The organism is Terrabacter koreensis, assembly GCF_054783315.1.
In genome coordinates this window covers 207078-229278 of the sequence record NZ_BAAGQU010000005.1, presented here as the reverse complement: position 1 = coordinate 229278, position 22201 = coordinate 207078, and the positions used below count along the sequence as shown (strand labels likewise).

Annotated in this window: 23 protein-coding genes; 10 read left to right on the top strand and 13 right to left on the bottom strand. The window is 69.7% G+C overall.

What is annotated here, in order from left to right; genetic code table 11:
* Window positions 1-55 precede the first annotated feature (55 nt).
* Complete coding sequence (locus tag ACYVNR_RS13340; RefSeq protein WP_461048511.1) at window positions 56-1237, top strand: Gfo/Idh/MocA family protein; 1182 nt, start codon at window positions 56-58, stop codon at window positions 1235-1237.
* A 66-nt stretch (window positions 1238-1303) separates the two neighbouring features.
* Window positions 1304-2290 carry a sugar phosphate isomerase/epimerase family protein gene (locus ACYVNR_RS13335; protein ID WP_461048509.1) on the top strand — a complete coding sequence of 329 codons (987 nt, stop codon included), beginning with the start codon at window positions 1304-1306 and terminating at the stop codon, window positions 2288-2290.
* 1027 nt (window positions 2291-3317) lie between these two features.
* On the opposite strand, the gene ACYVNR_RS13330 is transcribed toward ACYVNR_RS13335, so the two are convergent.
* The 4 genes from ACYVNR_RS13330 to ACYVNR_RS13315 form a co-directional block, all read right to left on the bottom strand.
* Window positions 3318-3914 carry a dihydrofolate reductase family protein gene (locus ACYVNR_RS13330; protein WP_461048507.1) on the bottom strand — a complete coding sequence of 199 codons (597 nt, stop codon included), beginning with the start codon at window positions 3912-3914 and terminating at the stop codon, window positions 3318-3320.
* A gap of 45 nt (window positions 3915-3959) precedes the next feature.
* Window positions 3960-5081, bottom strand: coding sequence for a peptidase (locus ACYVNR_RS13325; RefSeq protein ID WP_461048505.1), 1122 nt, complete (start codon window positions 5079-5081; stop codon window positions 3960-3962).
* A 122-nt stretch (window positions 5082-5203) separates the two neighbouring features.
* Complete coding sequence (locus ACYVNR_RS13320) at window positions 5204-5614, bottom strand: VOC family protein (RefSeq protein ID WP_461048503.1); 411 nt, start codon at window positions 5612-5614, stop codon at window positions 5204-5206.
* A complete protein-coding gene (locus tag ACYVNR_RS13315) occupies window positions 5611-5793 on the bottom strand; it encodes an SRPBCC family protein (protein WP_461049380.1) in 183 nt (60 codons plus the stop codon). Before ACYVNR_RS13315 ends, ACYVNR_RS13320 begins: the two co-directional genes overlap by 4 nt.
* Before the next feature lie 308 nt (window positions 5794-6101).
* Here ACYVNR_RS13315 and ACYVNR_RS13310 point away from each other — a divergent pair, with 308 nt between their 5' ends.
* Genes ACYVNR_RS13310 through ACYVNR_RS13300 form a run of 3 tightly spaced genes read left to right on the top strand, consistent with a single transcriptional unit; the run spans window position 6102 to window position 7791 of the window.
* A complete protein-coding gene (locus ACYVNR_RS13310; RefSeq protein ID WP_461048501.1) occupies window positions 6102-6740 on the top strand; it encodes a ribonuclease H family protein in 639 nt (212 codons plus the stop codon).
* Window positions 6741-6775: 35 nt separating this feature from the next.
* Window positions 6776-7213, top strand: a complete 438-nt coding sequence (locus tag ACYVNR_RS13305) for a VOC family protein (RefSeq protein WP_458799277.1) — start codon at window positions 6776-6778, stop codon at window positions 7211-7213.
* A 26-nt stretch (window positions 7214-7239) separates the two neighbouring features.
* The gene (locus ACYVNR_RS13300; protein WP_461048499.1) at window positions 7240-7791 is read left to right on the top strand and encodes a DinB family protein; all 552 of its coding nucleotides are present in this window, start codon (window positions 7240-7242) and stop codon (window positions 7789-7791) included.
* Window positions 7792-7884: 93 nt separating this feature from the next.
* Here ACYVNR_RS13300 and ACYVNR_RS13295 read toward each other — a convergent pair whose 3' ends face one another.
* Window positions 7885-8898, bottom strand: a complete 1014-nt coding sequence (locus ACYVNR_RS13295) for a hypothetical protein (RefSeq protein WP_461048497.1) — start codon at window positions 8896-8898, stop codon at window positions 7885-7887.
* 192 nt (window positions 8899-9090) lie between these two features.
* Between ACYVNR_RS13295 and ACYVNR_RS13290 the strand changes: the two genes are divergently transcribed.
* A complete protein-coding gene (locus ACYVNR_RS13290; RefSeq protein ID WP_461048495.1) occupies window positions 9091-9747 on the top strand; it encodes a DUF5701 family protein in 657 nt (218 codons plus the stop codon).
* A gap of 129 nt (window positions 9748-9876) precedes the next feature.
* Window positions 9877-10473, top strand: a complete 597-nt coding sequence (locus ACYVNR_RS13285; RefSeq protein WP_461048493.1) for a dihydrofolate reductase family protein — start codon at window positions 9877-9879, stop codon at window positions 10471-10473.
* A 2-nt stretch (window positions 10474-10475) separates the two neighbouring features.
* Here ACYVNR_RS13285 and ACYVNR_RS13280 read toward each other — a convergent pair whose 3' ends face one another.
* Together ACYVNR_RS13280 and ACYVNR_RS13275 are read right to left on the bottom strand one after the other, a co-directional pair.
* Window positions 10476-10676, bottom strand: a complete 201-nt coding sequence (locus ACYVNR_RS13280; protein WP_461048491.1) for a hypothetical protein — start codon at window positions 10674-10676, stop codon at window positions 10476-10478.
* A gap of 11 nt (window positions 10677-10687) precedes the next feature.
* On the bottom strand, window positions 10688-11554 hold the full coding sequence (locus tag ACYVNR_RS13275; protein ID WP_045192997.1) for an aldo/keto reductase: 867 nt from the start codon (window positions 11552-11554) through the stop codon (window positions 10688-10690).
* 190 nt (window positions 11555-11744) lie between these two features.
* Here ACYVNR_RS13275 and ACYVNR_RS13270 point away from each other — a divergent pair, with 190 nt between their 5' ends.
* The 3 genes from ACYVNR_RS13270 (at window position 11745) to ACYVNR_RS13260 (ending at window position 14685) form a co-directional block, all read left to right on the top strand.
* Window positions 11745-13112, top strand: coding sequence for a ferredoxin reductase family protein (locus ACYVNR_RS13270; protein ID WP_461048488.1), 1368 nt, complete (start codon window positions 11745-11747; stop codon window positions 13110-13112).
* Between the two features lie 97 nt (window positions 13113-13209).
* The gene (locus tag ACYVNR_RS13265) at window positions 13210-13653 is read left to right on the top strand and encodes a ferritin-like domain-containing protein (protein ID WP_461048486.1); all 444 of its coding nucleotides are present in this window, start codon (window positions 13210-13212) and stop codon (window positions 13651-13653) included.
* Between the two features lie 228 nt (window positions 13654-13881).
* Complete coding sequence (locus ACYVNR_RS13260) at window positions 13882-14685, top strand: Ltp family lipoprotein (protein WP_461048484.1); 804 nt, start codon at window positions 13882-13884, stop codon at window positions 14683-14685.
* 121 nt (window positions 14686-14806) lie between these two features.
* On the opposite strand, the gene ACYVNR_RS13255 is transcribed toward ACYVNR_RS13260, so the two are convergent.
* The 6 genes from ACYVNR_RS13255 to ACYVNR_RS13230 form a co-directional block, all read right to left on the bottom strand.
* Window positions 14807-15673, bottom strand: a complete 867-nt coding sequence (locus ACYVNR_RS13255) for an NYN domain-containing protein (RefSeq protein ID WP_461048482.1) — start codon at window positions 15671-15673, stop codon at window positions 14807-14809.
* A gap of 65 nt (window positions 15674-15738) precedes the next feature.
* Window positions 15739-16635, bottom strand: a complete 897-nt coding sequence (locus tag ACYVNR_RS13250; protein WP_458799268.1) for a universal stress protein — start codon at window positions 16633-16635, stop codon at window positions 15739-15741.
* A gap of 3 nt (window positions 16636-16638) precedes the next feature.
* A complete protein-coding gene (locus tag ACYVNR_RS13245) occupies window positions 16639-18456 on the bottom strand; it encodes an amino acid permease (protein WP_461048479.1) in 1818 nt (605 codons plus the stop codon).
* Between the two features lie 180 nt (window positions 18457-18636).
* Complete coding sequence (locus ACYVNR_RS13240; protein ID WP_461048477.1) at window positions 18637-19641, bottom strand: Gfo/Idh/MocA family protein; 1005 nt, start codon at window positions 19639-19641, stop codon at window positions 18637-18639.
* A 40-nt stretch (window positions 19642-19681) separates the two neighbouring features.
* Window positions 19682-20614, bottom strand: coding sequence for a TIM barrel protein (locus tag ACYVNR_RS13235; RefSeq protein ID WP_461048475.1), 933 nt, complete (start codon window positions 20612-20614; stop codon window positions 19682-19684).
* A gap of 65 nt (window positions 20615-20679) precedes the next feature.
* Window positions 20680-22179 (bottom strand): CoA-acylating methylmalonate-semialdehyde dehydrogenase, encoded by a 1500-nt coding sequence (locus ACYVNR_RS13230; RefSeq protein ID WP_461048473.1) that lies wholly within the window; start codon window positions 22177-22179, stop codon window positions 20680-20682.
* Window positions 22180-22201 lie beyond the last annotated feature (22 nt).

The following is a 22201-nucleotide window of genomic DNA, read 5'->3' as shown; positions in this document are numbered from 1 at the left end:
TCTCTTAAAGCGCTTTAAGGCTAGCGCACGCACACGGTGTTCAGAGAGGCACATCATGACCACGTCCCCCATCGGCGTCGCCGTCATCGGCGCCGGCATGGCCGGCCGCGCACACTGCGCCGGCTACCGCACCGCACCCACGCTGTTCGACCCGCCGCTGCCGCCCATCCGGTATGCCGCCGTGGTCGACGCCGACGCGAACGTGGCCGCAGACGCGGCGACCCGCTATGGCTACGAGCGGTCGAGCACCGACTGGCGCGACCTGCTCGACGATGACGGCGTGCAGGTCGTCAGTGTCGTCGTCGCGAACCACCTGCACCGCGAGATCACCGAGGCGCTGCTCGCCGCGGGCAAGCACGTGCTCTCGGAGAAGCCGCTCGCCGCGAGCCTCGAGGACGCCGAGGCCATGGTCGCCGCCGCGCAGGCGCACCCCGACCAGGTGACGGGCGTCGGCTTCGTCTACCGCCGCCAGCCGGCCGTCGCGGCCGCGCGCGACCTCCTGCGCGAGGAGCTCGGCGAGATCTCGCACTTCAACGGGCGCTACTGGTGCGACTACGCGCTCAGCCCGCAGGTGCCGATGGCGTGGCGCTACAAGGGTGGCCCCGGCACCGGCGCCCTCGCCGACATCGGCAGCCACCTCATCGACCTGTCCGAGTTCCTGTGCGGCCCCATGACCTCGGTCAGCGGCGGCACGTTCACGACGAAGGTGGCAGAGCGCGCGGTGCCGCTCGGCACGACCTACGGCCACGCCAAGGCCGAGCTGTCCGACGTGCGCGAGCCGGTCGAGAACGACGACGTCGCCACCTTCACCGCCCACTTCGAGAGCGGGGCCGTCGGCACGTTCTCGATCTCGCGCATCGCTCCCGGACACGCCAACTCGCTCGCCTTCGACATCATGGCGCAGCACGGCGGGGTCAAGTGGGACATGGACCGACCCGCCGAGTTCAGCGTCATCCGCAAGCTGCGCGACGACGGCTTCGACGGCTACAACCAGGTGCTCGCCGGGCCCGCCCACCCCTACGTCAAGGGCGGTCTGCCGATGGACTTCCCGGGCGTCTCCTACGGGGTCGGCGACCTCTTCGGCTACCAGGCCCGCGCCTTCCTCGAGCAGGTCGCCGGCATCAAGGGCCTGCCCCCGGTCGCGCCGTTCGAGGACGGGGTGCGCGACCTCCGCATCATCGACGCCGTGTCGCGGTCGGCCGCAGCCGGGGGCGCGACGATCTCCGTTGCACCCTGAACCCCCTCTCCCTCAACGACTTTCCCTCAAGCCCGTCGACGACGACGTCACGAAAGGACCACCACCATGCAGCTCGGCGCCTACAACGCCTGCCTCGCGGACAAGACCCTCCCCGAGGCCCTCGACCTGATCGCGAGCCTCGGGCTCACCAGCGTCGAGATCAACTCAGGCGGCTTCCTGCCTCCGATCCACCTGCCCGTCGACGAGCTCCGGTCGAGCGAGCAGGCCCGACAGGACTACCTCGGCGAGTTCAGCTCGCGCGGCCTGACCCTGACGGCCCTCAACTGCAACGGCAACCCGCTGCACCCGGCAGCCGGTTTCCCGCACTCGCAGGACCTCATCGATTCGATCGAGCTCGCCGCCCTGCTCGGCGTCCCACGTGTCATCACGATGTCGGGCGCGCCTGGCGGTGAGCCGGGCACCTCTGTGCCCGTGTGGAACCCGCTTCCGTGGTGGAGCCCGTTCCTCGATGTTCAGGACCACCAGTGGAGCGTCGCGGTGCCGTACTGGAAGGACATCCAGTCGCGTGCGGCCGACGCCGACGTCAAGGTCGCCATCGAGATGCACCCGGGCAACGTCGTCTTCAACCCGCGCACGCTGCACCGCCTCGTCGAGGAGGTCGGCGCCACGCACGTCGGGGCCGAGATGGACCCGAGCCACCTCTTCTGGCAGGGCATCGACCCGGTGCTCGCCGTGGCCGACCTCGGCTCGCTCGTCTACGTCGCAGCGGCCAAGGACACCCGGATCAACGAGGCCGCGAAGGTCAACGGCGTCATCGACGACAGCTTCTACCGCGTCGCCGAGGGCGAGCCGGGCTACCTGCCGCTCGGCGGCGGCTCGACGCTGTCGGGCTGGCCGAGGACGGCGTCGTGGGACTTCGTCGCGGTCGGGCGCGGCCACGACACGGCGTACTGGACCGAGTTCCTGCGCGCCCTGCACAAGATCGACCCGGACATGCCCGTCAACATCGAGCACGAGGACCAGGAGCTCGACCAGCTCGAGGGTCTGCGCTTCGCGGCGAACACCCTGGTCGAGGCGGAAAGGGGTATCTGAGCACCATGGCGGAGGTCGTGGCAGAGCCGCACTGCGGATCGGGGTCCTCGGAGCGTCACGCCTCGCTCCCCCGTCGATCGTCGAGCCGGCCGCGGCCACGTCGAGGCGTTCGCCAGCGCGGGCGCAACGGCCGGGCGGTCACGACGAACGCCGAGGGGGCGGTCGGCAATGCCGCGATGATCGAGGCCGCGTATGCCGCATCGGGCCTTCGGTGAGCACCGGACCTTGCGCTCGCGCGGATGATGGCGCTGCGCGGCGAGAGCACGAGGCCGTCGCCGCCCGCAGCACGGTCAGGACCAGGGGTTGTCGGCCTTGTCACGCATGCGTTTCGTCCACACGAGCTCTTGCTTGCCGCACCTCTGGCAGACCAGCATCTCCTTGTCCCCAGGCTTCCTGCGGAACTGGTGCCACCCCATGACGTGGCACGAAAGGGGCCAGATCTTCACGTCCCGATTCTCCTCCCCACGCGAGGGCGACGCAGGCCTTTCCGGGTGTTCTCCACACGCCCACCGCCTCCACGCGACGAACAGCCCCGCTCGCCGTCGGGTGAGCGGGGCCAGAGCGGCCCACGCCGACGGCAAGCGACAGTGACACATGACTGCCGGTCGAGCACCAGCCCACGCAGGCGGCGTCCGCCATAGAAGGCGGCCCGACCCGCCTCACGTTCCGGGAACATCGACGCCGATGCAGTTCGCCCCGAACAGCACGCTCGGCTTTCCGGAAGGAATTTCAGCGCAAGGCAGCCGCCAGAACGGCAGTCCCGTGACCAAAAGCGCCCCGGCCGCACTCGACACCTTGCGCGAGGTGTCACACGGCCGGGGCGTGCCACTCACCTACCCACCACGCGGCACGGCATCACCAGTCTCCATATTCGCCACCGAGTAGACGTGCCGCGCCCTCGGAGGGCGCCTTAACACCGACAAGTCCGATGAGACTCGGACTGCAGACCGCGCCAGCGCGAGCGAGATAACCGCGTCCATCCGCCGCGAGTCCCCCTTGGGTAGCGTCGTGCGGGGATGTCTTCGTCTCAGCGGCGGACAGGGTAGCGGAGGTGCAGGACCCGGTCGCCCTGGATGACGACCGAGGGGTCCTCGAGGAGGTGCTGGCCGGTGAGCCCGCCGAAGTACTTCTTGCCCGCGCCCATGACCACGGGGACGACGTCCATGGCGACTTCGTCGACCAGCCCGAGCTGGAGCGCCTGCCCGCCCACGTCGCCGGCGCAGATGGCGACGACCCGGTCGCCGGCGCGGCGCTTGGACTCCTGGACCGCCTCGGTCACGTCCGAGAAGAAGGGGACGTCGGCCTGGGGGTGCCACCCTTCGGGTTTCGGCCGGTTCGACACCACGACGAGGTGCTCGCCCGCCGGCGGATTGGCGTCCCAGCCGTTGGTGAGGTCGAACAGGTGCCGGCCCATGATCGTCGCGCCGATGCTGTCCCAGAACGCGCGGGTGTACCCCGCGGAGGCGGCGCTCACCCGGAACCGAGCGTGCTGCCGTTCACCGGCCTCGTCGGCGATTGGCTGATCGCCGTTGAAGTACCAGTCGAAGAGCGGGCCCGGGTCGTCGTCCTGGCCGGCGATGAAGCCGTCGACCGACACCACTGCGTGCAGAACCACTGTTGCCATCCCTCGAGACTGGCAGACACAGGGTCGGCACGGTGTTTCCCTTGTCTAGCTCGTGAAGCACGTGCCCAAGCCGAGTTGTCTGAGTCCTTCGCGGTCACCGGCCCCGAAGTCGCGTTGCCCGACGCTCGCCTCGAACATGAGCTGGTCCTTCACAGGCACATGGCTCAAGCCGGTCAGATGAGCGAGCTCGTGCATGACGATCGCGCGTGCACCGGCCCAGCCGTCCGCTCGCCGCAGGACCTCGCGGAACTGGGGTCCGTCGAGATTGACGGTGCCGCTGACCCAATGCTGCTGCGAAGCGGTGTAGTACGGGGCCCCCGCGGGTCCGGCGATTCCGGCCACCCGTCCCTCCAGCTCGGGCACGACCGTGGGGTCGGTCCACGCCACGAGGACGGGTGACCACCGGTTGCCGTAGAGATGTTTGTCGATCGGGGGCCGGCGGGTTGCCGGCGTCTCCGTCGTGGGGCCCTCGATCACGAAGTGCAGTCCCGTCGCGGCGCTGACCGAGCGGGCGGCTTCGCGGAGCAGCTCGTCGGCCCCGGGTGGCGCCGCGGCGTCGTTGACGACGAGACGGATCGGACGGCAGGGGTCCCAGGCCACGGGCCGGCCACCGAGCTCGGGGATGGTGTGCATGAAGGCGTAGTCAGTGGACGACGAGAGGGACGGACCGGGCGTGCCGAGCGGCTTGGTGCGTGCATCCGGCGGCGTCGGGGGCCAGATGTCCCGGGTGTCGCCCGGGCTGCCACCGGTGATGGGCACGCCCTTGAACCAGCTGGGCAGGTCGCCCCCAGCGATGGGCGCCCCGTCCGCGGCAACGTTGCTCCCCGACCTCCCGAACAATGCCGGGTGGAGGTACACAGCGGCCGCCACAACGAGCAGGGCGACGACCAGGGGCGCGGCCGCGGAGCCGCGCAGCCGTCTCGTCGATGCAGGACGCCGTCTCCGGCGACGGGTCGGCGAGTGCGCGACGGGCGCCGCGGGCCATGTCGTCTCGACGCGGCGGGCGCGAGGTCGCTGGCGCCCGGCCTGCAGGTCGGCAAGGCACCACAGGCACACGAGCTCGGATCGACCGCCGAGCTGCCCAGCGCGTTCGCCGGGGCGCAGGTCCTCCCCGCACGCGCACCGCACCGCACGACCCACGTGGACCATCTCCACGCTCTCCTGCATGACGCCCCCGTTGCACCGGTCCCTGACTGCCGAGCCACGAGTATCAGCGATCGTCCCGACGAACGCGTCGAAATACGCAAAAGTAATAAAAGCACCAGGTCAGCCGGGGCGCCGGGAACCGCTCACCAAAAGTCGGCTTCGCTCATGCCGTCCGCGTGGCCGGGCGGCCACTGGACCAGCTCGATGCGGTAGCCGTCGGGGTCCGTGAGCCACGACGTCGAGAAATCACCCGATCCGTCCGGCGAGCTGGGCGGTTCGGCGGTGACTCCGTTCGCAGCCAGCGTGGCCATGGCGTCGGTCATCGAGTCCACCTGCACGACGAGGTGGTTGAGTCCTCGCGGGTCGACCGGTCCGGCGTCAGGGGTGTGGACCAGCTCGAGGGCGACGAACTCGTCATCGGGGAGCTTGAGCATCGTCAGGCTCCCGAACTCGGCCTGCGGCACGGTGCCGACCACGGCGTAGCCGAGTGCGCCGTAGAAAGTGAGCGAACGCTCGAGGTCGGCGACCAGGAGCCCGAGGTGCAGGGTCCTCATCCACCGCCCCCAGTGGGTCGGCCCTCGACGAAAGCAATGCGGGATCCCACGACAGCCGGCGGCGGGGTCCCCCACGCAACCGAACGGATGTTCACGTACCAGCGCGGGGCGTTCCCGGGATCGGCTGCGGAGGCCGCCACCCGGTCACGGGGAGCGTCGATCTCGATGGAGCTCTCCACGTCGACAGTCACGGTCCAACCCTAGGCGGGCGTGGCGCCGGCACGCGGACGGCATACGAAATGGGTATGGGGATGACAGAAACACCGCCGGCTGAGCCCGCGGTCACAGCGCGACGGCCGGAGACCTCGGGCACGCGACACACACGCGTAGGGCAACAGCTCGAGGTCCGGTCGTCGGCCAGCCACCGGGACCCCGGCGCGGCTGCTCGGCCGAGCAGGCCTACGCTGCTGCCCTCGACCGAGCCATGAGGAGAACCGTGCTGGCCAAGTTTCCCGGACGCTGTACCCGCTGCCTGGAGCCGATCCGGGTGGGTGACGAGATCGTCGGCTCCCGCGGTGAGGCGAACGTCTGGGTGCACGCGGACTGCGGCTCCGAGCTCGCCCTCCCTGGCCTGGCGGCCCCGCCGGCAGCAGGAGCGGCGCGCGCCATGACGGCGAGCACATCGCGGGCACCCAAGGCACCCAAGGCACCCAAGGCCCCCAAGGCACCCAAGGCCCCCAAGGCACCGATGGCGGCCCCCGACGGCGCGACTTTCGTCTACACGGACGGCGCCTGCTCGGGCAATCCCGGACCCGGCGGTTGGGCCTGGGCGATCGACCGCGACCAGTTCGCCTCCGGCGCAGAGCGACCCAGCACCAACCAGCGCATGGAGATCCGCGCGGCGCTCGAGGCCGTCACGGCGATCAGTGGACCGCTCGTGGTGGTGAGCGACTCGACGTACGTCGTCAACTGCTTCCGCGACCGGTGGTGGGACGGATGGCTCAAGCGCGGCTGGACCACGTCGGCGAAGAAGCCGGTCGCCAACCGCGACCTGTGGGAGCCGCTCGTGACAGCCGTCAACGACCGCGGTGACGTCGCCTTCCAGTGGGTCAAGGGCCACTCCGGCCACGAGATGAACGACCTCGTCGACCAGCTCGCCGTGACCGCCAGCCTCGGGCGGGACTGAGTGGCCCACGCGCGCTGACTCGGTAGCGTGCCTGCATGCCCATCAAGCTCGAGAACGTCGGTATCGCGGTCCGCGACCTCGAGGCGACGATCGCCTTCTTCACCGATCTCGGCCTCACCGTCCTCGGCCGTGACACGGTGAGCGGCGAGTGGACCGACACGGCCGTCGGCCTCGACGGCAACCACGCGAAGATCGCCATGCTCCAGACGCCGGACGGCAGCGGCCGCCTCGAGCTGTTCGAGTACATCCACCCGGACGCGATCGAGACCGAGCCCACCCTCCCGAACGAGATCGGCATGCACCGCGTGGCGTTCTCCGTCGACGACCTCGATGAGGCGCTGGCGATCGCGGCGAGGCACGGGTGCCACCCGCTGCGCGGCGTCGCCACCTACGAGGACGTCTACCGGCTCACGTACGTCCGCGGCCCCAGCGGCATCCTGGTGATGCTCGCCGAGGAGCTCCGGAAGGGCTGAAGGGCGACCTGCGCGACACTGGACTCGTGGCCACCGACAGCTCACCGGTCGTCGACCGGCAGCGCATCCACGACGAGCTGGAGCGCGCACGCGCCGACCTGCGCGACCTCGTCGCGCGCGCGACGCCTGACGACCTGCGTCGCCGCACCCGCGGGACGAGGTGGACCAACGGTCAGATGCTGTGGCACATGACGTTCGGCTTCCTGGTCGTACGCCGGTTGCTCCCGTTGGTGCGGCTGTTCGGTCGCCTGCCCGACCGGTTCAGCCGCGTCTTCGCCGCCGCCCTGGACGCCGCGATCCGGCCGTTCCACCACGTCAACTACCTCGGCTCCGTGGGCGGCGCCCTCGTCTTCCACGGCCCTCGACTGACCGCCCGGCTCGACCGCACCATCGACGGCCTGCACCGACGCCTCGACGCCGAGACCGAGGAGGCCCTCGGTCTCCGGATGCACTTCCCGGTCGGGTGGGACCCGTTCTTCCGCGACACGATGACGCTCGCCCAGGTCTACGCGTACGCCGTGGAGCACTACGACTTCCACAGGGAGCAGCTCAGCATCGACGGGTCGAGGACGACCTGAGTCCCGGGCTCCGCGAAGCCGTGTGCGTGGAGCGGGGTGCCGGCGAACCCACCCCACCCAGCGGTGGAGTGGGTTCGCCGTCCCCCTCCCCGGTCAGGGAGCGGACCTCGGCACGAGACGGCTTCCCCCGGGCACCGGGAAGGGGAATCCGAGGTTCGCGAGCCGGCCGCGCACCTGGTTCTGGGCCTGGCAGTTGGAGACGCAGTCGGTCGGCGGGTTGGCCACCTCCGTGGCGTCGCCTCCGGTGACGAAGCCCATCCGTCCGCCACTCGCGACGTCCCAGACCGACACGCCGCCACAGTGCCGGACGCTGGGCGTCACGGGCGTGGCGGTGTTGCACGCCGGGTTCGGCACGCGGTCGGCCACCTGGGCGCTGTCACGCGCGACGAAGCGCGGGGACAGGTCGTTGGCGATGTTGACGCGCGTGCTCACCTGCACGCAGAACTGGCCGGGCGGGCCGGTCTGCACGCTGGTGCAGCCCGAGCCCAGGAACTGGCCGACACGCGCCCGGAAGTTCGGGTTGTCGAAGTAGAACGGCGTCAGCCCGGCGGTGCCCGACGCGGCGAGGGTGTGGGTGACACGAGTCCTCGTGCCGTCACCTCGCTGCGGCTCCATCTGGAAGATGCCGCCCTGCGCGCAGTCCTTGGCGGAGAGGGTCATCGACAGGCCAGTCCCCGTCCGCTGGAGCGACAGTCCCTCACCGTCGAGCTCCACGGCGACCCCGCTGTTCAGCACGAGCCCGCGGTGGTCGGGAACCTTGCTCGCGAAGACGGGCGTGAACCGGCCTCCCGTCATGTCGAGTTCGTTCGGCGCGCCGGTGAAGGCCTGGTTCAGAACGGCGAAATCCACTGAGCGGACGTCGAACTGGGCGTAGCGGCCGCGCACGCCGAAGGTGCCTCCGAGCTGGTTGGCAGCAATGGTGGTGCGGATGCGGTCTGCCCCGGCTGCGGCGACGGTCACCCCCGTCGACAGGTTGACGAGACGGAAGCCACCGCCCTCGCAACCCTTGGACGACGCGGCTTGTGCCGGCACGGTGGTGACGGCCAGCGTGGATGCTGCCAGCGCCACCGCCCCCACGACCCCCAGTACTCGTCTCTTCACTGTCATGACCTGCTCCTCGGCGTTGAGTGTCACGGTGCGTGCCCGATCCTTCTCCCGAACACGGATGGCCGACCATCGGACATTGGTACTAGACCCTCCTAAACCCGCCACGCACGCTCCGTCGAGGTGGTAGGGAACGGCACGGCATACGTGCGCGTTGAACGATGGCCGACCGAACCACCCAGCGTTGGAGGACCCGTGCCCGAAGCCACTCTCGCGACCCCGACCCTCCCCCCGCTGACCAGCCAGGCCGACCGTCTCGTCGCGCTCGGTGTCCACGACCTGGCAGGTATGCCGGCCGCTGAGCTGAGGGCGTACGCCGCGGACGAATCCTCATCCACTGCAAGCGATCTCCTCGTCCTGAGCGAGACCGTCGTCCCGACCTCGGCGTTGGCGCCGCTGCTGCGCCTCGGTGATCGCGAGGGCTTCGTCGTCGAGGACATGACGGACGTCGACGCGTTCGCCCCCGTCGAGGCAGTCGACCTGCCCAGCGGTCCGGCATACGTCGTCGGCGGCGTCGACCGTGGCGACGAGATGGCCAACTGGAGCCCTGACGAGGCGCTGCCGAACATCACCGGTGCGGGGCGAACTCCGCTGACTCTCGTCGAGGGAATCCACTGGGCGCTCCAGGTGCCGGAGGTGCTCGAACGCAACCACTGCTTCATGACCATCGGGTCACGGCTGCGCAAGGCCGGCGGTCGGCTCGACGCCCGCACACCCGCGCTCTGGATCAGCAACGGCACCGGCCGCGACGGGCGCGAGCGGCGCGGCGCCCCGAAGGTCGGCTGGTGCTGGGCGGGCAACCGTCACACCTGGCTGGGTTTCGCGTCGGCTGCGAGCCGCCGGGCCCTCTGACACGGAGGGCGCGAACCCACGACGGCTGAAAGCGGTCCCGCCACCCGTGTCGAGACGGGGGCGGTCCGTTCGACGCAACGGTGAGGGCACGGAACACCGGGCCGCCACCGACGGAGAGGAACCATCACCATGTCCGACGTCATCGCGATCATGTCCATGTCGCTCGACGGCTACGTCGCCGACCCCGACGGCGACCCCACGGGCGTCTTCGGCTGGTACTTCGGGTCGGGTGACGTCGAGGTCGACGGCGGCGGGTCGGACCCGATGGCCTTCCGCATGTCCGCGCCGAGCGCCCAGCACTTCCGTGACCTCACGTCCGGTCTTGGCGCCCTCGTCACCGGACGTCGGACCTTCGATGCCGCGCAGGGCTGGGGCGGCAACCACGCGTGGGGACCGGCCTTCGTGCTCACCCACGAGATCCCCGCCGGCTGGCCGCGGCCCGGCTCCACGGTGAGCTTCGTGACGGACGGCATCGACAGCGCGGTGCGGCAGGCCAAGGAGGCCGCCGGTGGGAAGTCCGTCGCGGTGCACGGCGCCGACACGATCCAGCAGTGCCTCAACGCGGGCCTGCTCGACCACCTGCAGATCGACGTCGCCGCGATCCTGCTTGGTCGCGGGGTACGGCTCTTCGACCGGCTCACCGGCACGCCGGCGACCCTGGGCAGCCCGACCGTCGTCGAGGGCGTCGGTGTGACGCACCTGCGCTACCCGGTGCTCAAGCCGTAGCGCTACGGCCAGTCTGCCGTCAGGTAGGCGATCACCAGGACCAGCAGCGAGATGCCGACCAGCACCGCGCCGACCTGCATCTCACGGTTGCGCTGCCTCGACACGTCGCGGCCCTCCCGGTCGGGCCCGGTCAGCGAACCCCAGATGATCAGGCCGAGCCCGACGGCGAGCAGCACGCCGACAGCAGCCCAGAAGTACGTCATCGGGCGTGCGGTCAGATCGGCATGTCCACGAAGGGTGACGCGTAGGCGTCGTCGACCGAGAGGTGTCGTTCGGCGTCCTCCGCCGCGATCCGGTTGCGCTCGGCCTCGAGCAGCATGCCGAGGAGCCTCACATCGCCCGCCGTCGGGATGCCTGCGACCTCGTCGTGCGCCAGCACCCACGAGACCGCAGCCGTGATCGCCTCCTGGTGCTGGAACGGCTCGTACCAGGTCGTGTGCGTCTGGTCGGCGCCCTCCTCCCAGTTGCGGCGAGACACCGTCTTGATCGTCATCAGCCCCGCGTCCTGACGCCGGGTCTCGTCGACCAGCGCGAGGTATGCCGTCCGGTACGTGTCGTCGCGCCACAGCACCGGGTTGAGCGGGGTCAGCACGGTCGCGAAGGGGTAGCGCCGCAGCGCCTCGAGATGCGTCTGTGCCGCCTCCTGACCGTGACCGGTCACTCCGACGGCGCCGACCAGGCCCTCGTCCTGCGCGCGCAGCGCTGCCTCGAGGGCGCCGCCTGCGCCCGTGGCCCGGTCCAGCTCGTCGAGGTCGCCGATCGCGTGCAGCTGGAGCAGGTCGACCCGATCGGTCTGGAGCCGCTCCAGCGACGCGTTGATCTCCCGCCAGGCCGACTCGCGGTCGCGACGACCCGTCTTCGTGGCGAGGAAGATGCGGTCGCGGATCTGCGGCACCCACGGCCCGAGTCGCAGCTCTGCCTCGCCGTAGCTCGCGGCCACGTCGAAGTGGTTGATCCCGCCGTCGAGAGCCTGCTGGATCGAGGCGTCGGCCACGTCCTGTGTCACGTCGGCGAGCGCCGCAGCGCCGTAGATGAGCACCGAGCTCTCGTGGCCCAGCCGACCGAGCCTTCGCGTCTCCATGGCGTCCACCTTCGGCCACGCGGCCCGGGCACGGCAAGCCCCGCCGGACTCTGCGGGGGCCGGACGACTGCACTGCGCCGGTCGGCAGCGGCGGCTGGGTACGTGTTCCCCAGAACCTGATCGGGGTGGGTGCCGACGACCGGCACCGTGGCGCAGCGCCGTGCGCCCTGACCGAAAGCAGAGACCCAGCATGGCCATCGCCACACCCGTGCGACACCGGCGCCCCTACAGCGGGTCGCATCTCATCACCCGCCTTGTCGGTCCCCTCACCATCGGGGCCCTGGTCACCGCGTTCGCCCTGTTCTGGCTGCTCGTCCGGCCGGCCGGCGATCCCGGCCAGTTCGTCGGCCAGCTCATCGGGGCCGAGGGCGTGCTGCTGCTCTCGGTGGGACTGGTCCTCATCAGCACGCTGAGGTGGGTGGAACAGTTCTTCGACGGCGTCGACAAGGCCGCCGTCTGGCACCGCCGGGTCGCCCTCGCCGGCACGACCCTGATCGGGGTGCACATCGCCACGACGGGCAACCCGAACGCCACTCAGCTCGGCCCGACGCTGGGGACCATCGGCATCAGCGGCCTCGCGGCCCTCACGGTGTGGGCCATCGCGCCGCGCTGGCGCTTCATCACCCCGAGACCGCTACGCGGCCCCGTCGAGCGCCTCATGCAGACCGGGCCCGTCCGCATCGTCGGGCGGTGGGTGGGCAGCTACGGCCTGTGGCGCGGTTTCCACCGCCTCACCGGCCTCTTCCTCGCCTTCGGCTTCGTGCACGGCCTCATGGACGCCACACTGTTCGGCTCGTCGCTGTTGCGGTGGTCCTACGTCGTCGTCGGTGGCGTCGGACTGGGCTTCTACCTGTTCCGCGAGCTGCTCGCTCGCAGGGTGGCCCGGACCCACGACTACGCGGTGTCGTCGGTGGCACCCATCGACGACTCCGCCTACGAGATCTGGCTGCGACCACTCGGGCAGCGGTTCGCCTTCCGCCCAGGACAGTTCGCCCTCGTCAATCTCGAGGCCCGCGACGGCTGGCACCGTCATCCGTTCACCATCGCCAGCGGCCCCGGCGAGCAGGAGGTGCGCGTCACCGTGCGAGCCGTGGGTGACTTCACGTCGAGCATCGGCGACGTCGTCGCCCCCGGCATGCCAGCGGTGATCAGCAGTCCCCAGGGCCATTTCGACTACAAGCGGGGCACCGAGCACCAGGTGTGGGTCGCGGGCGGCATCGGCGTGGCGCCGATGCTCAGCTGGCTCCGATCGGCGGGTCCCGGTGAGCTGCCGCACCGCGTCGACTTCTTCTTCTCGGCACGCGGACCGGCTCCGCTCGCCGACGAGGTCGCCCACCTGGCGGGCCACCACGAGGAGCTCCTCCTGCACCTCGTGGACACCGAGAGGCAACCGCGGCTCACGAGCGCGCAGATCCTCGAGACGGTCGGTGTCGAGGCCAACCGTCTATCCGCCTTCCTCTGCGGCCCGGAGCTGATGGTGAGCGCGCTGCAGCGGGACCTCGTCCGCGCTGGGGTCCGTGCGGCCAACGTGCACCGCGAGTTCTACAACCTGCGGTGAGCTCGCTGTCAGGGTGGCGTCGCCCCCGGTCACTGGTTGCACCGTCGCGCCTTCGGGTAGGACCCGAAGGACCAGCACATCGACCGAAGGAGTGAAGATGTCGGACGACGCCAAGGCTGCCAAGGAGCTCGTGGAGACGCTGAAGGACGGCGAGCGTGGGTTCGCCTCCGCCGCTGAGAAGCTGCGTAACGACGATCGACCCGAGTGGGCAACGACGCTGCAGCGCTTTTCCGAGCAGCGCGCCGGCTTCCACCGCGAGATCGTCGCGATGGGCCACGAGTACGGCGACGACGTCGACAACAGCGGGACCGCCACGGCGGCCCTGCACCGCGGGTGGATCGCGCTCAAGGACGCGCTGACCGGTGACGACGCGGGCAGCGTCCTCGGTGCCGCCGTCACGGGTGAGGACCATGCCGTCAGGGAGTACGAGAAGGCGCTGGAGCAGGACCTCAGCGCCGGCTTCCGCGAGGTCGTGACCCGCCAGCACGCGGCGGTGGTGGCTGCTCGCGACGAGGTGAAGGCCCTCCAAGCCGCAGACTGACCCACGAGTCCAGCGACGAAAGTCGCTCACGACTCATCGAGCCGGTCAGCTCCTCAGGGAGCTGGCCGGCTCGTCTGTCCAGCCCCAACACCGACACCGCCGATGGTCGAGTGTCGTGCCTGGTTCAGACTGAGATTCTTCGCACGGATAACTCCGAAATCGAGACACATGTCCGGACGCGACGGAGACTTCCCTTGCAGTACAGGCAACTCACAGGGAAGAAGTGCCATGAACGAGAACACCCAGCAGATCCCCACGCCCGAAGACATGACGCCCCCGCCCGCCCTCTGGGCACCACCGCCTCATGGCTCCCCCTACACCGGGCAGGACACAGACCCGAAGAAGAAGATGGGCAAGGGCAAGAAAGCCGGTCTCTGGACGGGCGGCATCCTCGTGGCCTTCATCGCCATGGGCGCCTTGACCAACGACCCCAAGACCGCCCCCACAGCTGGCACGGTCGCGAACTCGAGCACGGCTGCGCCCGCACCGAGTGTTGCGGCCCCTGCAGACAAGGCCGCCGGCGACAAGGCCGCCGCCGACAAGGCCGCCGCCGACAATGCCGCCGCCGACAAGGCCGCCGCAGACAAGGCCGCCGCCGACAAGGCCGCCGCCGACAAGGCCGCCGCCGACAAGGCCGCCGCCGACAAGGCCGCCGCCGACAAGAAGGCGGAGGACGCCAAGAAGGCGGCTGCTGCCAAGGCCGCCGCCGCGAAAGCCGCGGCAGAGAAGGCCGCCAATGCGGTCACCGTCTCGCAGGAGCAAGCGATCGCCAAGGCGGAGTCCTATCTGGAGTTCACGGCCTTTTCCCGCAAGGGCCTCATCGAGCAGCTCCAGTACGAGCAGTTCTCGAAGTCTGACGCCACGTTCGCCGTCGACCACATCACGGTGAATTGGAACGAGCAGGCGGCGAAGAAGGCGCAGTCGTACCTGGACATGACGTCGTTCTCACGCGGCGGACTCATCGATCAGCTGAGGTTCGAGGGCTTCAGCAAGTCGCAGGCGGCGTACGGGGTCAAGGCCGTCGGCCTCTGACCGCGGTGTGGAGCTTCTAGGTCTCCGAGCGATCAGAAGGCCCGACAGCGATCGGTTCTTGCTCCGCTGGGCGGAGCAAGATCCGATCTCTTCGGCCGAGATCCCGCGTCCGGGGGACCGCTCAGGACTCCCCCAGGGTGCGAGGCGCGGCGACGGCCTTCTTCACAGCCTTCTTCGCGGTCTTCGCGGTCTTCGCGGTCTTCGCGGCACGCTTGGCCGTCTTCTTCGCCGTGGGCTCGACGGCCGGTAGCTCGGCCGCCCGACGTGGTTTGCGTCGCACCCACAGCTGGCCGTTCCCGCTGGCGCCGCTCACCGTCTTCGTCTCGACGTAGCCCTGGGCCCGGACGAGCTCGCTGAGCTTGCCGAACCCGTAGTTGCGTGAGTCGAACGACGGGTCGGTGCGGCGCAGGTGGTTGCCCAGCGCGCTGAGCGGAGCCCAGTCGTCGTCGTCCGTGTCCACCTTCTGGAGGGCGCGGGTCAGCACGCTCTCGATGGGACGCGTCGGCTCGATCTTGACGAGGTCGGCGTCGTCCTCGTCCGCGGCGCCGCCGTTGGCCAGCACTTCGAGGAACAGGAACCGCTCGCACGCCTCGACGAACGCCTTGGGGGTCTTGCGTTGCCCGACGCCGATGACACGCTTGCCGGACTCGCGCAAGCGCGTGGCCAGAGGCGTGAAGTCGCTGTCGCTGGACACGATGGCGAACCCGTCGACGTTGCCGGAGTAGAGCAGGTCCATGGCGTCGATGATGAGCGCCGAGTCCGTCGCGTTCTTGCCGACGGTGTAGGCGAACTGCTGCTGCGGCGAGATCGCGTTGCCGAGCAGCACCTCTCGCCAACCGCTGAGGTGCGGGTTGGTCCAGTCGCCGTAGGCGCGCTTCACCGTGATGGTCCCGTAGCTGGCGAGCTCGTCGAACATCTCCTTGACAAGCCTCGGAGAGGTGTTGTCGGCATCGATCAGCACGGCAAGCCGGGTGCTGTCGTCGGTCATGGTGGTGGTCCCCTCACTCGGTCAACGGCACGTGTGACCTACCCGCAAGAGCGTCCTGGGTCCCTTCAGCCGCCCCGCGGGGCCGGAACGAGGTAGACCGGCACCGGTGCCGAACGCACGATCTTCGACGCGCGCGAGCCCAGGAAGAGCCTGGCTGCCGGCGCCGCGGAGCTCGGGCCGACGACGAGCAGGTCACCGTCGTTCCACTCGACGCCCCAGATCGCCGCGCTCCAGGAGACGCCTTCACCGACCACGAGCGACCGCGCGAGACGCTCGGCCAGGGCAGCGTCCACAGCCCCCACCTCAGCCCGGAGAGCGCTCCTCGTGCGGGCCAGCCACCGTTCGACGACGAGGTCGTCCGCCGACTCCTCGACGCTGCCGTAGATCCTCTTCGGCGGCCTGACGGCGAACGACACCGCCCGAAGGCTCGCACCGACCGACGCAGCGAGCCCAGCCCCCGCGGACGCCACATGCGCTGCACCCGACGACCCGCCGAACCCGATGGTGACCCGGCGGATGCGGGACCCGGGCGCGGGCCGAAAGCCGCGTGGAGCGAGCAACACCGGAAGGGGCGCGGAGTGGGCGAGCCGATCCGTCACGCTTCCGAAGGAGATGCGGCCCAGCGCTCCCTTGCTCGACGAGCCGAGCACGAGCGCGGAGGCCTTCACCTCGGCTGCCAGGTCAAGCAGCCCGGCAGGGATGGACGAGGCCGCACGCACGACGAAGGTCGCCCGGACGTCAGGAGCCAGCGACTCCCGCGCCTGCTCGAGCACGGACTCGCCCCAGTCGCGGAGCGGGCCGAGGTAGTTGCCGTCGACGAACTCCACCGCCCCCGCCGCCTGCGGGGTCGTCACGACGACAGCCACCGTGAGGGGCTCGCCCGTGGAGCGCGACAACACGGCGGCCAGCTCGAGAGCCGATGCGCCGCTGTCCTGTGCGGTGTAGGCGACGACGATCGCCATGGCTCAGACCGCGCCGACGAGCGAGGCCGCCTCGACGTGGGTCACTGGTAGGCCGAGCTCGGACGCCCGGTCGACCACCTCGAACCGCTGCCAGATCGACTCAGCCGCAGGCAGGGTCACGATGACGATCTGGTCGGGGTCGAACTCCTTGATGGCGGCGCGCAGGGCACGGAGCGGCCGCTGGTCACCGACGGCGCCGGTCGCGTCGAGCCGGTGGGCCGTCAGGGTCTCGAGCGTGCGCTCGAGCCGTCGCTGCGCGGCTTCGGTCGTCGCATCCTTGACGGAGACGGCCCCGTGGGTCGCGGCCGTGCCGGTCTCGACGGGACTGGCGGGGACGCACACGTAGTACGTGGCGCCACCCTGCGCGTCGATGCGCTGCAGCTCCGACACGAGCTCGTCGGACTCGAGCGTCTGGTTGGCGAGGACCAGAACGCGCCGGGCCTCACCGGTGTGCTCGGGCGCGACCCGCTCGGGCAGGCGCGCGATGCGGGCGCGGTTGATGAAGAAGAGGACGAGGACGACGCCGAACGACACGAGGCTCAGCACGAGCTGGATGCGCACGTCCGCCGTCAGGCCCATCTGCACGAGGACGAGGACGATGGCGAGTGCCGTGATGACCGAGAGCACGGGGAAGAGCCACATCTTCACCTTGAGCGTCGAGGCGTCGGCCCGGTAGCGCAGGATGATCTGCGAGACGGCGATGAGCAGGTAGACGAAGAGGATGACGGCGCCGGACGAGTTGAGCAGGAACGAGAAGACGGTGTCGGGCGAGACCGCGGCCATGATGACGGCAAGGAACCCGACGACCGACGACGCCAGGATCGCGACCGTCGGCACGCCCCGGGAGTTCACCGACACCATCGACGCCGGCGCCTCCCTGCGGGCCGCGAGGACGAAGAGCATCCGGGAGGCGGTGTAGAGGCCGGAGTTGAGGCACGAGAGCACGGCGGTCAGCACGACCGCGTTCATCACGTGGTCGGCGTACGGGATGCCCATCTGCTGGAAGGCCGCGACGTAGGGCGATGCCTCGAGGGTGGCCGAGTTCCACGGCAGGATCACCGCGAGCAGGAAGATCGAGCCGACGAAGAAGATGGCGATGCGGGTGATGACCGAGTTCGCGGCCTTGGAGACCGCCCGCTCCGGGTTGTCCGACTCTGCGGCGGCGATGGTCGCGATCTCGGCCCCCACCATCGAGAAGATCACCGTCACGACGCCCGCCGTGACCGCCAGTCCACCGTTGGGGAAGAAGCCGCCGTGCGCGGTGAGGTTGCCGAAGTCGAGATCGGCGTCGGGCCAGATCCCGAGGACGAACAGTGCGCCGCAGAAGAGGAAGACGATGATGGCCGCGACCTTGATCCCGGCGAACCAGAACTCGAACTCCCCGAAGGACGAGACCGAGATGAGGTTGGTGCCCGTCATGAGGAGCATCAGCACGAGGCTGAGCACCCACGTCGGCACGCCCGGGAGCCAGAAGTTGATGACCTTGGCTCCCGCCACCGCCTCGAAGCCCACGACGATGACCCAGAAGTACCAGTAGAGCCACCCGACGGAGAAGCCGGCCCAGTCGCCGAGGGCCTTGCGGGAGTAGTCGGCGAACGATCCGGTCGAGGGGTTGGCCACCGCCATCTCCGCGAGCATCCGCATCACCATGATGATGAGGACTCCGCAGAGGGCGTAGGTGATGAACGCTCCCGGACCGGTGTCGTGGATGACGGTCCCGGACCCGACGAACAGGCCCGCGCCGATGACGCCGCCCATGGCGATCATCGTCAGCTGCCGCTGGTTGAGCGCCCGCTTCAGCTCCGGGCCCGCACCGGCCACGTCAGGCCGACCGGTCCGACGGGACTGAGGGACAAGGGTTCACGTGACGAGACATGGGACGGCCCTCTCGATCGGACCGCGGAGGCTGACCGCCCCCGCGACGATCTGCCCAAAGTATCCACGCCTGGACCATCTGTCCACGCGAGTCGAACGTCGGGGGACGGCCGCGGGGGCACCTCGTCAGGAGTAGAAGTCGGGCTTCGCGATCATCTCGACCTTGACGACCCCGTCGTCCGTGAGCGCGCGGACGCCGGCGTCGCAGACGCAGGCGGCGGCATACCCGTCCCACGACGTCGACCCGGTGTGCTCGCCGCGAGCCACGGCGGAGATCCACTCCTGGACCTCGGTGACGAACGCTCCCCAGAAGCGGTCGTTGTGGTCGCGCGCGATCGAGTTGCGGTGGCCGGAGCCGTCGCGCACCTCTACGGCGTTCTGGTCGGCCAGCGACACCGTGCCCTTCTCGGCGACGGCCTCACAGCGGATGTCGTAGCCGAACTGGCAGTTGACGAAGATCTCGTCGTCGACGCGCACCCCCGACTCCGTCTCGAGGATGAGGACCAACGGGTCCTGCAGGTGCTCGAAGCGCAGCGACGTCTTCTTCGGCTTGTCGACACGCGCCGACACGAACTCCTCGCCGAGGAGCCAGCGCATCGTGTCGACCTCGTGGATGGCGGTGTCGTTGATCGCCATGTCCCACGTGTAGTGCTCGGGCACGGTCGGGTTGCGGTGCGCGCAGTGCACCATGAGCGTCTCACCGAGCTCGCCCGAGTCGAGCAGCGCCTTCATCTGGCGGTAGCTGCGGTCGAAGCGACGCATGAAACCGACTGTCACCAAACGGCGCCCGGCTTCCTGCTCGGCCTCCATGATCCGCAGCGCGGCCTCGGCGGTCGGCGTCAGCGGCTTCTCGCAGAAGATCGGCTTGCCCGCGGCGATCGCCGCGAGGACGTCGACCTCGTGCGCCGGCCCGTAGCTGCAGATCATGACCGCGTCGACCTCGTCAGACGCGATGAGCTCTGCGGAGGTCGCGTATGCCGTCCCGTCGATCCGCGCGGCCACCTCCTTCGCGCGCACGTCGTCGACGTCGGCCACGGCGACGACACGACCGCCGGCTATGACGGTGTGGATGCGGTCGATGTGGGCCTGGCCCATGCCACCGGGGCCGATCATCCCGATACGTACAGTCATTCGTCTGACTCCTTCGTCAGTGAGGCCCGAGCCGCGAGGCTCAGAGCTGGCCGAGGCCGATGGAGGCGAGGTACTCGCGGGTCTGGATGGCGTTGGGCAGGGGGTAGGACGGGTCGCACGGGTACATGTCCTGCTCGCACACGACGTAGAGCTCCTTGCCGAGGTCGGCGAGGGCCTCGATGAGCGGGGGCATCTCGGGCGCACCTGCCGGCGGTCGCACCGAGCAGCCCTTGGCGACAGCGAGACCGAAGGGCCAGTCCTCGTCGTGGGCCTGCTTGACGAGACCCTCGTCCATCGCCTTGATGTGGACGTAGGAGATGCGCTCGGGGTACTTGCGGCACAGCTCGACCGGGTCGCCGCCGCCGTAGACGACGTGGCCGGTGTCGAGGCAGAAGCCGACGTAGTCCGGGTCGGTCGCCTGGAAGATCCGGTCGATGTCCTCGGGCGTCTCGATGTGGCTGTCGCCGTGCGGGTGCAGCACCATCTTGAGGCCGTAGTCCTCCTTCATGATGCGACCGAGCCTGTCCGCGTTGGCGATGTACGCATTCCACGCCTCGGCCGACAGCGTGCGGTCGTCGGTGAACTCCCACGTCTTGTCGTCACGGAAGAGGGGCGGCAGGTGCACGATGTACTCCGCGCCGACCGCTGCGTGCGTCTCGGCGATCTCGCGGAACGTCTTCTCGGTGTCGGCCCACGCCTCCGGCTTGTGCAGGATGCCCCAGCCGGTGCCGGCGACCACGCGGAAGCCGCGCTTGTCCATCTCCTCCTTGAGGCGCGCGGCGTCCTTCGGGAAGTAGCCGAAGGGGCCCGTCTCCATGACCGAGAAGCCGGCCTCGGCCATCTCGTCGAGCGCGGTCTCCCAGTGGATCTGCTTGTCATCATTGGGGAACCACACGCCCCACTGGTCGGGACACACGCCGATCGTCAGCTTGCTGTAACGCTCGTCGGTGTTGCGGGCCTTGGACTCGGCCATCGTTCGGGGTCCTTTCGAGGGGAAGTTCGGTGAACGCGTACGTACGCGCGAGGCTCGGCTGGGGGTCAGTCGTTCTGGGGGAAGCCGAGGTTGAGGCCGCCGTGGCTCGGGTCGAGCCAGCGCGAGGTGACGACCTTGCCGCGGGTGAAGAAGTGCACGCCCTCCATGCCGTGGGCGTGGGTGTCGCCGAAGAGGGAGTTCTTCCAGCCGCCGAAGGAGTAGTAGGAGACAGGCACGGGGATCGGCACGTTGACGCCGACCATGCCGACCTCGACCTGGCGCTGGAACTTGCGGGCCGCGCCGCCGTCGTTGGTGAAGATCGCGGTGCCGTTGCCGTACGGGTTGGAGTTGATGAGCTTCAGACCGTCGTCGTAGGAGTGGACACGAATGACGGACAGCACCGGACCGAAGATCTCGTCGTCGTAGACCGACATGCCGGGCTTGACGTTGTCGAAGAGTGTCGGGGCGAGGAAGTAGCCGTCACCGTCGGCGTCGAAGTCGCTCTCACGGCCGTCGACGACGAGCGTCGCACCGTCCGCCACCCCGGAGTCGAGGTAGCCGGCGACCTTGTCGCGGTGCTGCCTGGTCACGAGCGGGCCCATGTCGGCGCCACGCGTGCCGTCGCCGGTGACGAGCTTGCCCATGCGGTCGCGGATCTTCGAGATGAGCTCGTCGGCGATCGGCTCGACGGCGACGAGAGCCGAGATGGCCATGCACCGCTCGCCCGCCGAGCCGAAGCCGGCGTTGACGGCGGCGTCGGCGGCGAGGTCGAGGTCGGCGTCGGGCAGCACGAGCATGTGGTTCTTGGCGCCGCCGAGGGCCTGCACCCGCTTGCCGTGCGCGGTGCCCGTCTCGTAGACGTACTTCGCGATCGGCGTCGACCCGACGAACGACACCGACTTGACGTCCGGGTGCGTCAGCAGCGCGTCGACGGCCTCCTTGTCGCCGTGCACGACCTGCATGACGCCGTCGGGCAGGCCGGCCTCCTTCCAGAGGGCGGCGATGGCGAGCGCCGCCGACGGGTCCTTCTCGGACGGCTTGAGCACGACGGAGTTGCCGCAGGCGATGGCGATCGGGATGAACCACAGCGGCACCATGGCCGGGAAGTTGAACGGCGAGATGACGGCGACGACACCGACGGCCTGGCGGATCGAGTAGACGTCGACGTTCGTCGAGGCGTTCTCGCTGAAGCCACCCTTGAGCAGGTGCGGGATGCCACAGGCGAACTCGGCGACCTCGAGGCCGCGCGTCACCTCGCCGACGGCGTCGCTCAGCACCTTGCCGTGCTCGGCGGTGATGAGCGCGCCGATCTCGTCCTTGCGGGAGTTGAGCAGCTCACGGAACGCGAAGAGCACCTGGGCGCGCTTGGCGAGCGAGGCGTCGGTCCACGACTCCCAGGCCGAGGCGGCCGACTTCACGACCTCGTCGACGAGGGCCGCGGAGGCGAGGTCGAGCACGCCGGTCTGCTCACCGGTCGCGGGGTTGAAGACGGGCGACGTGCGCTCGGCGGTGCCGGTCCACGACTGGCCGTCGATGAGGTGGGTGATGCGGGTGGGCGTGCTCATGGTGGGTCCTTCGGGTGAGACA

Coding starts and splice junctions, on each gene's coding strand:
- ACYVNR_RS13250 (WP_458799268.1), bottom strand. CDS start 16,635: ATGGCGATCGTCGTCGCCTACACCGCACAGGACAGCGGCGCATCGGCT.
- ACYVNR_RS13230 (WP_461048473.1), bottom strand. CDS start 22,179: ATGAGCACGCCCACCCGCATCACCCACCTCATCGACGGCCAGTCGTGG.
- ACYVNR_RS13255 (WP_461048482.1), bottom strand. CDS start 15,673: ATGACCGACGACAGCACCCGGCTTGCCGTGCTGATCGATGCCGACAAC.
- ACYVNR_RS13260 (WP_461048484.1), top strand. CDS start 13,882: ATGAACGAGAACACCCAGCAGATCCCCACGCCCGAAGACATGACGCCC.
- ACYVNR_RS13330 (WP_461048507.1), bottom strand. CDS start 3,914: ATGGCAACAGTGGTTCTGCACGCAGTGGTGTCGGTCGACGGCTTCATC.
- ACYVNR_RS13270 (WP_461048488.1), top strand. CDS start 11,745: ATGGCCATCGCCACACCCGTGCGACACCGGCGCCCCTACAGCGGGTCG.
- ACYVNR_RS13320 (WP_461048503.1), bottom strand. CDS start 5,614: ATGAGGACCCTGCACCTCGGGCTCCTGGTCGCCGACCTCGAGCGTTCG.
- ACYVNR_RS13325 (WP_461048505.1), bottom strand. CDS start 5,081: ATGCAGGAGAGCGTGGAGATGGTCCACGTGGGTCGTGCGGTGCGGTGC.
- ACYVNR_RS13275 (WP_045192997.1), bottom strand. CDS start 11,554: ATGGAGACGCGAAGGCTCGGTCGGCTGGGCCACGAGAGCTCGGTGCTC.
- ACYVNR_RS13295 (WP_461048497.1), bottom strand. CDS start 8,898: ATGACAGTGAAGAGACGAGTACTGGGGGTCGTGGGGGCGGTGGCGCTG.
- ACYVNR_RS13235 (WP_461048475.1), bottom strand. CDS start 20,614: ATGGCCGAGTCCAAGGCCCGCAACACCGACGAGCGTTACAGCAAGCTG.
- ACYVNR_RS13240 (WP_461048477.1), bottom strand. CDS start 19,641: ATGACTGTACGTATCGGGATGATCGGCCCCGGTGGCATGGGCCAGGCC.
- ACYVNR_RS13265 (WP_461048486.1), top strand. CDS start 13,210: ATGTCGGACGACGCCAAGGCTGCCAAGGAGCTCGTGGAGACGCTGAAG.
- ACYVNR_RS13280 (WP_461048491.1), bottom strand. CDS start 10,676: ATGACGTACTTCTGGGCTGCTGTCGGCGTGCTGCTCGCCGTCGGGCTC.
- ACYVNR_RS13340 (WP_461048511.1), top strand. CDS start 56: ATGACCACGTCCCCCATCGGCGTCGCCGTCATCGGCGCCGGCATGGCC.
- ACYVNR_RS13285 (WP_461048493.1), top strand. CDS start 9,877: ATGTCCGACGTCATCGCGATCATGTCCATGTCGCTCGACGGCTACGTC.
- ACYVNR_RS13335 (WP_461048509.1), top strand. CDS start 1,304: ATGCAGCTCGGCGCCTACAACGCCTGCCTCGCGGACAAGACCCTCCCC.
- ACYVNR_RS13305 (WP_458799277.1), top strand. CDS start 6,776: ATGCCCATCAAGCTCGAGAACGTCGGTATCGCGGTCCGCGACCTCGAG.